We start from the raw sequence: 11,727 nt of genomic DNA, 5'->3' as shown, positions 1-11,727 counted from the left end.
ATAAAAATACATTGGATAGTATTTTCTATCCCTGCGGCAGCGTCAGCACCACTTCCAGCCCGCCGTCCGGGTGATTACGCAGCGTCAGGCTGCCGCCGTGCTGTTCGGCGATATTGTGGGCGATGGTCAAGCCCAGGCCGGTGCCGCCGGTCTGGCGCGAGCGCGAAGTCTCGATCCGGTAGAACGGCTCGAACACGCGCGCCAGCTGGTCGGGCGCAATGCCGGGGCCATGATCGCGGATGCGGATCACCGCCCCGCCGGCTTCTCTGACCACGCTAACCGCAGCCGACTGGCCGTATTTGACCGCGTTGTCGATCAGATTGATCAGGCAGCGCCGCAGCGTATTGGGACGCGCCAGCACCGACTTGCCGAGCTGTCCGGATAGCTGCACGCGCTGGCCGGCATCGGCGGCGTCGCTGCACACGCTGTCGAGCAGCGAATCCAGATCGAGGCGCTGCATCGGCTCGGCTGAGGCCATGCTGCGCGCCAGTTCCAGCCCTTCGCGCACCATGTCCTGGGTCGCCGACAGATCGTCGATCAGCTTGTCGCGCAAGGCGTCGTCGGCCACTTTTTCCAGCCGCAGCCGCAACCGCGTCAGCGGCGTTTGCAGATCGTGCGTGATGGCCGCCAGCATCTGGGTGCGTTGCTGGAGATGGTCGCGGATGCGGCCCTGCATCGCATTGAAGGCGCTGCTGGCCTGGCGGATTTCGCTGCTGCCCGCCAGCGCCAGCGGCGGGTGATTCAGGTCGCGGCCCAGGTCGAAGGCGGCCTGCGCCAGCTGCTTGAGCGGGCGCATCGTCATGCGCGCCACCAGATACGCCAGCACCCCGATGCTGCATACGAACAGCGCCAGATACAGCAGAAAATCGCTGTGCAGCGGCGGCATGCCGCTGCGCGGCGGCAACACCGTCATCCGCAGCAAGCTGCCGTCGCGCAGCGTGATGCGGGTGATTTCGCAGTCCGGGCTGCGGGCCGGCCGCGGTGCGGTGCGCGGCCGGTGCGGCGGCTGGCAATCGGCGCCGCTAGCCTCTAGCGACGCGACCCGGAACTGCTGCCCCAGATCTGCGCCCAACGCCAGTGCGAAGGCCGAAGGCACAGCTAATTCGCGGGCGCCGGAGTGCGCCGACTCGACCCGCAAGCCGATCCGTTTTGCGGTTTCCAGAAAGGCTTGCCGGTTGGCCCCCGGCAGCGCATCCAGCGCCAGCGTCAATTGTTCGGCCCGCTCGACCTGATGCACCTCGCGGAACTGGCCGATGGTGCGCTGCCGCTCGCTGTCGGCAAGCCAGAACGTCAGCGCGATTGCCCCCAGCATGCCGCACAGCAAAATCAGGAACACGCGCCCGGTCATCGAGTTGAAAAAATTTTTCATTGCGCGCTTTCCGCCTGCACCGTGACCGCCAGCACATAGCCGCCGTTGCGCACGGTCTTCAGAATTTGCGGCGAGCGCGCATCTTCGCCCAGCTTTTGGCGCAGGCGGCTGATCTGGATATCGATCGAGCGGTCAAACGGATCGGCGTCGCGGCCCTGCGTCATGTTCAGCAATTGGTCGCGGTTCAAGACCCGGTTCGGATGTTCCAGGAAAATTTTCAGCAAGCGAAATTCCGCGCCCGACAACATGATTACCACCTGATCCGGACTCAGCAGATGGCGCGCCGTCAAGTCCAGCGTCCAGCCGGCAAACAGCAGCCGCTCTGCGCTCAGGTCGGCATGGTTGGGCGGCAGCGCATGGCTGCGGCGCAGCACGCTGCGGATGCGCGCCAGCAGTTCGCGCGGCTCGAACGGTTTCGGCAAATAATCGTCGGCCCCCATTTCCAGCCCCAGGATGCGGTCCAGCGGTTCGCTGCGCGCGGTCAGCATGATGACCGGCATCTGCGACTTCGCGCGCAGAGTGCGGCACAGCGTCAGGCCGTCGTCGCCCGGCAGGTTCAGGTCCAGCACGATCAGATCGATCGGTGCTTGTTCCAGCGTTTTCCACATGGCGCGGCCGTCTTCGGCGCTGTGCGCCAGGTAGCCGTTGTTGTTCAGATAATCCGCCAGCAGCGAGCGGATTTCGCGATCGTCATCGACGATCAAAATGTGAGAAATTGTTTCCATAGGCGATAGATTATGGCGGCTTGCGCGTGCAGGGAAGCGCCATTTTGTATCTTCTTGTAATCGCGCTAAAAATTACAGAATGATACAAAAAGCTGCACAGCAGACACTTGCCAGATACATCCGCGGCGCAGAGTGGCTTCATGTGCAGTGCACATGTTCATAACATACTTAAAAGAGGAAATACCATGCGTACATTTACCAAGAGCATCATCATCGGCATGACTGTACTGGGTTTGGGCGGCACCGCGCTGGCGCAAATCCCACCGTCTGACAACGCTGGCAAAACCAGCCTGATGCAGGACAAACAAGATAAACAGGCCCAATATGAAAAACGCGGCGAGCGCATGCAAGAGCACATGGCCAAACGCGCCAAGCGCCAGACGGAACTGCATGCGAAGCTGAAACTGAGCGCCAGCCAGGAGCCCGCCTGGAAAACCTACACCGCCAGCATGACGCCGCCTACCATGGAGCAGCGTCAGGCGCAGCGTCCGGATCGCGCCGCGATGCAAAAGATGCCGGCTCCGCAACGCATGGAAGCCATGCTTGAGCGGATGAAACAAGGCCAGACCCGGATGGAAAGCCACCTGGCTGCATTGAAAACGTTTTATGCGGTGCTGACGCCAGAACAGCAAAAAATCTTCGATGCCGAGTTTGGCCAAGGCCGCAAGCATCATCGCGGCGGCATGGGTAAGTAAGGGTAAGTAAGGGTAAGTAAGCCAATCTCCTGATACAAAACGGCGCTGAAAAGCGCCGTTTTTTTTTGCGGGAAACAGACGCCGAAGCGCCGCTTAACCCAGGAATCGCGCAAGGGCATAATATTCATATCAATTCACATTAAATAACCGGTGATTGCCGTCAATATCATGCACATTCCGCGCCGCCGCTTCTGCTGCCATCTGCTCTCGGGCGTGAGGAGCAATGCGGCGTGCCGGGGCAGCATGCTGTTTGTGGGCGACCATCTGGCCCGCAGCGTACGCGGCATTTCCTGCGCGCCACCCGTGTTCCGATAGGCGAGCACCGCCCTTGTATGCTCTCCCCCAACCCCTCTCCCGCCTGCGGGAGAGGGGAGCGAAGTGAATCGCTACGCGATTTTTACGTTAAACAAGGAACACTGAAATGGCTGATCTTTTCGAAAATCCAATGGGACTCATGGGTTTTGAGTTCGTCGAGTTTGCCTCGCCTACCCCGAATGTGCTGGAACCGGTGTTCGCGCTGCTGGGCTTTACCAAGGTCGCGCTGCACCGCTCCAAGGACGTGGCGCTGTATCGTCAGGGCGACATCAATTTCATCATCAATAACGAGCCGCACAGCGTCGCCTCGTACTTCGCGGCCGAACATGGCCCGTCGGCCTGCGGCATGGCGTTCCGGGTCAAGAACGCGCCCAAGGCCTATGCCCGCGCGCTGGAATTAGGGGCGCAAGCGCTGGAGTTGCAGACCGGCCCAATGGAATTGCGCCTGCCCGCCATCAAGGGCATCGGCGGCGCGCCGCTGTATTTGATCGATCGCTTCGAGGAAGGCCGCGCCATCTATGACATCGACTTCGAATTCATCGACGGCGTCCCGCGCCATCCGGTCGGCCACGGCCTCAAGCTGATCGACCACCTGACGCACAACGTGTACCACGGCCGCATGCGCTACTGGGCCAGTTTCTACGAGCGCATCTTCAACTTCCGCGAGATCCGCTACTTCGACATCAAGGGCGAGTACACCGGCCTGACCTCGCGCGCGATGACGGCGCCGGACGGCAAAATCCGCATTCCGCTGAACGAGGAAGCCGGTAGCGGCGGCCAGATCGAAGAATTCCTGATGCAATTCAACGGTGAAGGCATTCAGCACATTGCGCTGGTCACGGATGACTTGATCGCCAGCGTCGACAGCCTGCGCCGGGCCGGCGTGCCGCTGATGAGCGCGCCGCCCGCTACTTACTACGAAATGCTGGAAGGTCGTTTGCCCGGACATGGCGAGCCGGTCGCCGAGTTGCAGGCCCGCGGCATTCTGCTCGATGGCGTGTGCAATCAAGGCGAAAAACGCTTGCTGCTGCAGATTTTTTCCGAAACGCAGCTGGGGCCGGTGTTCTTCGAATTCATCCAGCGCAAGGGTGATGACGGTTTCGGCGAAGGCAACTTCAAGGCTTTGTTTGAGTCGATTGAGCGCGATCAGATAAGACGCGGCGTGATTCAGGCTGCGTAGCGATCAACCTATTACCGGCGCAGCCAATGCGCTGCGCCCAACCGAGGATCAACATCATGAAGATCGAAAAAATTCACCACGTCGCCTACCGTTGCAAAGATGCGAAGGAAACCGTGCTGTGGTATCAGAAAATGCTCAACATGGATTTCGTGCTGGCGATTGCCGAAAACGAGGTGCCGTCAACCCACGAACCGGACCCGTACATGCATGTATTCCTGGATGCCGGCATGGGCAATGTGCTGGCGTTCTTCGAACTGCCGACCAAGCCCGAAATGGGACGCGACCCCAACACGCCGGACTGGGTCCAGCACATCGCCTTCAGGGTCAGGGACCGCGCAGAGCTGCTCGAATTCAAGGCGCATCTGGAACAAAATGGCGTTGCAGTGTTGGGCGTTACCGACCATGGCGTGTTCCATTCGATCTACTTTTTCGACCCGAATGGGCACCGGCTTGAACTGGCCTGTCCCGATCCCGAAGAAGCGGCGCTGCTGGTGAAACTGGATGCGGTGAAATGGGACATGCTGGAAGAATGGTCGCGCACCAAGCGCGCACCGAAACATGCGGCTTTTCTGCATGCCAACGAGTTTAAAAAACACTGAAAAGGGCGCGAATGAACACACCGAACATACCGTTAACCCGTACTCTCGATCCGGCGCTATTGAGTTGGGTGGCATCGGCCAACGATCCGGCCACCGATTTCCCGCTGCAGAATCTGCCGTTCGGACGCTTCCGCCGCAGCACCGGCGTCGACATGGACTGGCGCATCGGCATTGCGATCGGCGACCAGGTGCTCGACCTGAAACGCGCAAAATTGATCGATTCCGACGACATGAACCGCCTGATGCGCAGCGGGCGCGCAGTGCGCGAGGCGCTGCGCGTGGCAGTGTCGCAAGGCCTTACGCTCGGCAGCGCCCGCCAGGACGAATGGTGCGCCTGCGGCGCGCTGGCGCCGCAGGCTGAGGTGGAGATGAGCTTGCCGTGCCGGATTGGCGACTACACCGACTTTTACACCGGCATCCATCACGCGCTGACCGTGGGCAAGCTATTCCGGCCCGACAACCCGTTGCTGCCCAATTACAAATGGGTGCCGATTGGTTATCACGGCCGCGCCTCGTCGATCTGCGTCAGCGGCCAAAGCTTCCGCCGGCCACGCGGTCAGACCATGATTGCTGGCGCTTCCACGCCGACTTTCGGGCCATCGAAACGGCTCGACTACGAGCTGGAACTGGGCGCGATTATCGCGACCCCGAACGCCCTGGGCGAGCCGATTTCGATGCTTGACGCCGAGCAACATCTGTTCGGCTTCACCTTGCTCAACGACTGGAGCGCACGCGACATCCAGGCCTGGGAATATCAGCCGCTGGGGCCGTTCCTGTCAAAAAACTTTGCCACCACGGTGTCGCCGTGGCTGGTCACGCTGGAAGCATTGCAACCGTTTCGGGTCCCGTTGCAGCGCCCGGAAGCGGACCCGGAGCCATTGCCGTATCTGGATTCGCCGGCAAATCGTTCCAGCGGCGGCATCGATATCAGCCTGGAAGTGTGGCTGCAAACCGCAGCGATGCGCGCCGCAGGAATTCCAGCCGAACGCCTGACGCGCTCGAACTACCGCGACGCCTACTGGAGCGTGGCCCAGTTGATCGCGCATCACACGGCAGGCGGCTGCAACTTGTGCGCCGGCGACCTGCTCGGCAGCGGCACCCTGTCAGGCCCGACGCCCGGGCAGGGCGGATCATTGCTGGAACTCAGCCAGGGCGGCAAGCAGGCATTGACGCTCGCCAGCGGCGAGACCCGGACCTGGCTCGAAGATGGCGATACGGTTATCCTGCGCGGTTATTGCCAGCGGCCGGGTGCGCGGCGCATCGGCTTTGGCGACTGCTCGGGCACCGTATTGGCGGCCATCCCGATTGGATGAAAACGCGCGGCGCAATCGCAGCAAGCGGATTGCAAGTCGTGCTATAACTGGGACGAATTAACTCCCACGGAGCATCGATATGCTGATCACGTTCAAATCCAAAGCCGCCGCCGAAGTCATCATGTACAAGGAGCACGCGAAACGCATTCTCGATCTGCTGCACAAGGATCTCGACCGCGGCGTCATCACTGCCGCCGAAACCGCCGGCGCGATTGCCACGCTGGAAGCAGAAATCGCCGCCAGCCGGCTGCGCGCGGCGTCGGAAAAAGTGCAGCCCGACGATGCGGACGATGCCAATGCGCATCAGGCGAGTGCAGTCGTTTCGTTTTCGGCGCGCGTTTATCCGCTGCTGGAAATGCTGCGCGCCGCGCACAAGGATGGCCAGGACATCATGTGGGGCGTCTGACGCCGCCAGGGTGCTTTTGCTCCTCTCTCCCGGCATGGCTTTTCCTGGTGCCCGAATTGCCATGCGATTCGCTTGTGGGAGAGCGGCCGGGAGAGAGGGCCGGGCACTCCACAGCAGACTGAACAGTTACCAGTTTTCAAGTGTATGCGGGAGTATGCAGGTAAATGCAGGTATTTCCGCATTAAATCATTGCGGATTAAAAAATACACCATAGTAGTATATTGACGGCGTGAAAAATTCGCCAGCGGCGCTTGTGAATGCCCTGCCGGCGCTGCCATCCAATGCGTCATAATTCGTACCCGCCTGATGCAAGCGCCTGGTGCTAAAGCTTGCCGCACAACTCATTACGAAAAATACACGTGACCACATCCAACTTGTCCACCCTGAAAATAGATTCCCTTTCCTACTCGCTGCTGCGCGCCGCACAAGCGGTCGCGATGGTGCGTAGCGGCACCGCGTTGCCGCTGGCATTGGCCAAAGTGATTGCGCAAAATAATACCCCGGTAACGGCCCGCGGCGCGATTCAGGATATCGCTTACCGCGCCATGCGCGGGCTCGGACGCAGCGAAGTGCTGCTGTCGCTGCTGGCCAAAAAACAGCCCGATCCGGCCATCCTGCACAGCCTGCTGTGCTGCGCGCTGGCCCTGATCAGCCCGCCGGACGACCCGGCCGAGGCGCTGCCTTACGAAGTCTTCACGGTGGTCGATCAAGCGGTCACCGCAGCTTCTTCGCATGGCGACATGGCGCACGCGAAAGGCATGGTGAACGCAGTCTTGCGGCGCTTCCTGCGCGAACGCGACGCCTTGCTGGAGGAAGCGCTGCAGCAACCGGCGGCAGTCTGGAATTATCCGGCCTGGTGGATCGCAGCCGCCCAAACCGCGTATCCGAAAGACTGGCAAGCGATTCTGCAGGCCGGCAATACAGCGCCGCCGCTGACCTTGCGCGTCAACCGCCGCCAGTCCACGATGGCCGACTATCTGGCCTTGCTGGCTGCCAATGGCATGGCCGCGACCCAGATCGGCCCGAGTGCGGTGCGGCTGGAAAAGCCGCTGCCGGTGAGTCAGATTCCAGGTTTCATGGACGGCCTGGTGTCGGTGCAGGACGCGGCAGCGCAACTGGCCGCGCCCTTGCTGGACGTCCAGGACGGGATGCGGGTGCTGGACGCCTGCGCTGCGCCGGGCGGCAAGACCGGGCATTTGCTGGAGTCTGCCAATATCGAGCTGGTGGCGCTCGACAACGATGCTAAACGCTTGCCCCGGATCGCAGAAAACCTGCAGCGCCTGCAATTGCAGGAGCCCTCTCCCGCAACGGGAGAGGGCGGCAAAGCGAGCCGCCAACCGACTTGCAGCCTGAAGACCGGCGATGCGCAAGCGCGCTACTGGTGGGACGGCCAATTGTTCGACCGCATCCTGGCGGATGTGCCTTGTACCGCGTCCGGCATCGTGCGCCGCCATCCGGATATACGCTGGCTGCGCCGCAAGAGCGATAGTGCGCAATTGGCGACGCTTTCCGCGCAGATCCTCGACAATCTTTGGCGCATGCTGCGCCCCGGTGGTAAATTGTTGTTTGTCACTTGCTCAGTCTGGCCGCAAGAGTCGGAAGCGCAGGCCGCCGCTTTTGCGGTGCGCAACCAGGCCCAGCGCTTGCCCGCGCCCGGCCAATTGCTGCCGGCTACCGAGCTGCTGGACGATCACGATGGCTTGTTTTATGCATTGTTTCAAAAAGCTGCCGACTAAATAACTTTTAACAACGTGATAACCGGGCCCCAAACGCGTGACTAGACGCCTATTCCATCTTCTGACCTGCTGTCTGCTGGCCTTGCTGGCGCATCTGCCGCTGGCCGCACGCGCCGGCGATGCGGTCGAAACCGTGCAGGCCCAGCTGGAGGCGACTGAGGAGGGTTATAAACTCCTGGCCAGTTTTTCGTTTCAACTCAATCGCGGCCTGGAAGATGCGATCATGCGCGGCGTGCCGCTCTCGTTTACCACCGAACTTGAACTGACGCGGCCGCGCTGGTATTGGTTCGATGAGAATGCGCTGCTGGCTTCGCGCACGGTGCGCATTTCCTACAATGTGCTGACGCGCCGCTATCACGCCGCCGTCAGCGGCAGCTTGCAGCAGAGTTTTGCCACGCTCGATGATGCGCTGTCGCTGATCCGGCATCCGGGGCGCTGGCTGGTGGCCGACAAGGGTGCGCTGAAAGCGGGCGTAACCTATCAGGTCGCGGTGCGCATGCGGCTCGACGTGACGCAGCTGACCAAGCCGTTCCAGGTCAATGCGCTCAATAACAGCGACTGGCAAATGGCCTCCGACTGGAAGCACTTCAGTTTCAAGGCGGAACAGCAGTGACACGGCCGATGCGGTATGCGCTGGTTGCCGGCATCGGCATCATGAGCATCCTGCTGTTCCTGCTGGCTTCGGCGTCCGATAATTCCAGCTTTTTCGAGCAAAATTACCCGTGGCTGCTGGGTTTGAATGCGCTGGTTGCGGTGGTTCTGCTGGGTTCGGTAATAGTGTTGCTGACACGCCTGTACAAGCGTTACCGGCGCGGCAAATTCGGCTCCAGATTGATGGCCCGGCTGGTATTGCTGTTCGCGCTGATGGGCATTCTGCCGGGCGCGCTGATCTATTTGGTTTCGGTGCAGTTCGTCTCGCGTTCGATTGAATCGTGGTTCGATGTGCGGGTCGAAGCCGCGCTGGAATCCGGCCTCAACCTCGGCCGTGCGGCGCTGGACGAGTCGCTCAACGACTTGCAGTCGAAGGCCCGCATTGTGGTTCAGGAACTGGCCGACGTGCCGGACAGCGAACTGCCGTTCCGGCTGTCGCGGCTGCGCGAGCAGAGCCAGATTCAGGAAGCCACGATATTAAGCGCCGGCGGGCGCGTGATCGCCACCGCTGGCGGTAGCCTGACCAGTTTGCTGCCGGATTTGCCGAACGCCGCAGCGCTGCGCAAGGCGCGCCTGAGCCGCGGCTTTGCCGCCATCGAGGGCGGCACCGACCCAGGCGCCGATTTTGGAAAGAATGCGGGCCCGGATGCCAGCGACCAGCCGGCGTTGCGGCTGCGGGTGGTAATGCAGCTGCCGGCCTCCGCCAACTCGCTATCGCTGCAAAACGAAACCACTTTCCTGCAACTGTTACAGCCGGTGCCGGCCCATCTGGCTGGTAATGCCGAAGATTTGCGGGTGGCTTACAGCGAATACCAGCAGCGTTCGCTGGCGCGCTCGGGCTTACGCAAGATCTACATCGTGACCCTGACGCTGACCTTGCTGCTGGCGATCTTCGCCGCCATCGTCAGCGCCTTCCTGATCGCCAGCGGCCTGGCCAAGCCGTTGCTGCTGCTGGCCGAGGGCACCAGAGCGGTGGCCGAGGGCGACTTGTCGCCGCGTCCGATTGTCGCCACCCCGGACGAACTGGGCACCCTGACGCAATCGTTCAATGCGATGACGCGGCAATTGTTCGACGCCCGCAATGCGGTCGACCGCAACAGTGCGGCGCTGGAACACGCGAAAGCCTATCTGGAGTCGGTGCTGGCGAATATGTCGGCCGGCGTGATGGTGCTCGACACTGGATTCAGGCTGGTTTCCTGCAATGCTTCAGTGGAGCGCATCCTGCAGCAACCGCTGGCTGAATCGCTCAATTTGCCGCTGTCGCGCATCGATGGACTGACTGCATTTTCAAGCGCAGTCATCCAGGCTTTTTCCAAGCAAAGTGCGCAAATCGCCGCCGGCGACGAAGCTGTGGGCAAACTGCACTGGCAGCAGCAAATCGAAATTCCGCGTCAGCCGGCCGGCACCGAGATTGACCACGCCATTACGTTGCTGGCGCGCGGCTCGAATTTGCCGTTGGATAATGGCAATGGTTATGTGGTCGTGTTCGACGATATTTCAGACGTCATTTCCGCGCAGCGTTCGCTGGCCTGGGGCGAAGTGGCGCGCCGCCTCGCGCATGAAATCAAGAACCCGCTGACGCCGATTCAGCTCTCGGCCGAGCGTTTGCAAATGAAGCTGCGCGGCAAGCTCTCGGCCGGAGATGCTGCCCTGCTCGACAAAGGCACCGCCACCATCGTCAATCAGGTCACAGCGATGAAGCACATGGTCGATAGTTTCCGCGATTACGCCAGAACGCCGCCGGCGGTATTGGCGCCGCTCGATCTGAATGCGCTGATCCGGGAAACCCTGCAGTTATACCTGAGCAACGACGCCAGCGACACCATTCACTTATCGCTGGACCCCGATTTGCCGGAACTCCTGGGCGACCCGACTCAACTGCGTCAAGTGGTCCATAATCTGCTGCAGAATGCCCAGGATGCAGTCAATGAACGCACTAGCCAGGGCAACGCAGACGACCCGGCGCCACGCATCGACGTGCGCACCGAAACCATCCATTACCAAGGCGAAGGCGATACCCGGACTGCGGTACGTTTGTCGATCATCGACAATGGCAGCGGCTTTTCGCCCCGGATACTGGCTTCTGCGTTCGAGCCCTATGTGACCTCCAAGCCGCGCGGCACCGGGCTCGGCTTGGCAATGGTGAAAAAGATAGTCGATGAACATGGCGGCCGGATTGACATCCAAAACCGTGCCGATGGCGGCGGTACGACGATCCGGATCGTACTGCTGAAGTTGGCAGATAAGTTGGCAAATAAGTTGGCAAGTAAGTTATCAGAAACAACACCATTATTACTGCCTTGACGGCAGTAGGCTAAAATAATGTTGCAAAAATATTATTAGGGAAACAAATTGTTATGGCAAATATCCTCGTCGTTGATGATGAAATGGGTATCCGTGAATTGCTTTCAGAAATTCTGAGCGATGAAGGTCATGCGGTCCAGATTGCAGAAAATGCCGAACAAGCCCGTCAGCAGCGCGCCGCCGGCGCGCCGGATCTGGTGCTGCTGGATATCTGGATGCCGGATACCGATGGCGTAACCCTGCTCAAGGAATGGCAGCGCGAAGGTTTGTTGACGATGCCGGTGATCATGATGTCCGGCCACGCAACAATCGATACCGCAGTCGAGGCTACCCGCATCGGCGCCATTAACTTTCTGGAAAAACCGATCGCGCTGCAAAAGCTGTTGAAAGCAGTCCAGCAAGGCTTGTCGAAGAGCATTAACCCGATGCGGGTT

At 60.7% G+C, this 11,727-nt stretch carries 10 protein-coding genes and 1 pseudogene; 9 read left to right on the top strand and 2 right to left on the bottom strand.

Annotated elements, in window-relative coordinates; translation table 11 throughout:
- Positions 1-25: 25 nt before the first annotated feature.
- Together KGFNPO_RS16325 and KGFNPO_RS16320 are read right to left on the bottom strand one after the other, a co-directional pair.
- Entirely contained in the window at positions 26-1,369 is a 1,344-nt protein-coding gene (locus KGFNPO_RS16325) for an ATP-binding protein (protein ID WP_472632281.1), read from the bottom strand.
- Entirely contained in the window at positions 1,366-2,094 is a 729-nt protein-coding gene (locus KGFNPO_RS16320; RefSeq protein WP_472632280.1) for a response regulator, read from the bottom strand. Before KGFNPO_RS16320 ends, KGFNPO_RS16325 begins: the two co-directional genes overlap by 4 nt.
- A 185-nt stretch (positions 2,095-2,279) precedes the next feature.
- On the opposite strand from KGFNPO_RS16320, the gene KGFNPO_RS16315 reads away from it, so the two are divergent.
- The 9 genes and pseudogenes from KGFNPO_RS16315 to KGFNPO_RS16275 all read left to right on the top strand — a co-directional run.
- Complete coding sequence (locus KGFNPO_RS16315; protein WP_472632279.1) at positions 2,280-2,789, top strand: Spy/CpxP family protein refolding chaperone; 510 nt, start codon at positions 2,280-2,282, stop codon at positions 2,787-2,789.
- Positions 2,790-3,210: 421 nt separating this feature from the next.
- Entirely contained in the window at positions 3,211-4,284 is a 1,074-nt protein-coding gene (gene hppD / locus KGFNPO_RS16310; RefSeq protein WP_472632278.1) for a 4-hydroxyphenylpyruvate dioxygenase, read from the top strand.
- A 56-nt stretch (positions 4,285-4,340) separates the two neighbouring features.
- Positions 4,341-4,883: a VOC family protein gene (locus tag KGFNPO_RS16305; RefSeq protein ID WP_472632277.1), complete on the top strand. Its 543-nt coding sequence runs from the start codon at positions 4,341-4,343 to the stop codon at positions 4,881-4,883.
- A gap of 11 nt (positions 4,884-4,894) precedes the next feature.
- Positions 4,895-6,196, top strand: a complete 1,302-nt coding sequence (fahA, locus tag KGFNPO_RS16300) for a fumarylacetoacetase (protein ID WP_472632276.1) — start codon at positions 4,895-4,897, stop codon at positions 6,194-6,196.
- Positions 6,197-6,275: 79 nt separating this feature from the next.
- Complete coding sequence (locus KGFNPO_RS16295; protein WP_472632275.1) at positions 6,276-6,602, top strand: DUF1840 domain-containing protein; 327 nt, start codon at positions 6,276-6,278, stop codon at positions 6,600-6,602.
- A 359-nt stretch (positions 6,603-6,961) separates the two neighbouring features.
- Positions 6,962-8,338: a 16S rRNA (cytosine(967)-C(5))-methyltransferase RsmB gene (gene rsmB / locus KGFNPO_RS16290; RefSeq protein ID WP_472632274.1), complete on the top strand. Its 1,377-nt coding sequence runs from the start codon at positions 6,962-6,964 to the stop codon at positions 8,336-8,338.
- Between the two features lie 37 nt (positions 8,339-8,375).
- Positions 8,376-8,951, top strand: a complete 576-nt coding sequence (locus tag KGFNPO_RS16285; RefSeq protein WP_472632273.1) for a DUF4390 domain-containing protein — start codon at positions 8,376-8,378, stop codon at positions 8,949-8,951.
- Complete coding sequence (locus KGFNPO_RS16280; protein WP_472632272.1) at positions 8,948-11,293, top strand: sensor histidine kinase; 2,346 nt, start codon at positions 8,948-8,950, stop codon at positions 11,291-11,293. Before KGFNPO_RS16285 ends, KGFNPO_RS16280 begins: the two co-directional genes overlap by 4 nt.
- A 53-nt stretch (positions 11,294-11,346) precedes the next feature.
- Positions 11,347-11,704: pseudogene (locus KGFNPO_RS16275) on the top strand (response regulator); the annotation flags it as partial.
- Between the last annotated feature and the right edge of the window lie 23 nt (positions 11,705-11,727).

The sequence above is a fragment of the Gelidimonas diazotrophica genome (assembly GCF_055694025.1).
Note: the sequence above shows the minus strand (reverse complement) of the source record. Positions and strands in the feature narration are given on the sequence as shown.

Coding starts and splice junctions, on each gene's coding strand:
- KGFNPO_RS16325 (WP_472632281.1), bottom strand. CDS start 1,369: ATGAAAAATTTTTTCAACTCGATGACCGGGCGCGTGTTCCTGATTTTG.
- KGFNPO_RS16320 (WP_472632280.1), bottom strand. CDS start 2,094: ATGGAAACAATTTCTCACATTTTGATCGTCGATGACGATCGCGAAATC.
- KGFNPO_RS16315 (WP_472632279.1), top strand. CDS start 2,280: ATGCGTACATTTACCAAGAGCATCATCATCGGCATGACTGTACTGGGT.
- hppD (WP_472632278.1), top strand. CDS start 3,211: ATGGCTGATCTTTTCGAAAATCCAATGGGACTCATGGGTTTTGAGTTC.
- KGFNPO_RS16305 (WP_472632277.1), top strand. CDS start 4,341: ATGAAGATCGAAAAAATTCACCACGTCGCCTACCGTTGCAAAGATGCG.
- fahA (WP_472632276.1), top strand. CDS start 4,895: ATGAACACACCGAACATACCGTTAACCCGTACTCTCGATCCGGCGCTA.
- KGFNPO_RS16295 (WP_472632275.1), top strand. CDS start 6,276: ATGCTGATCACGTTCAAATCCAAAGCCGCCGCCGAAGTCATCATGTAC.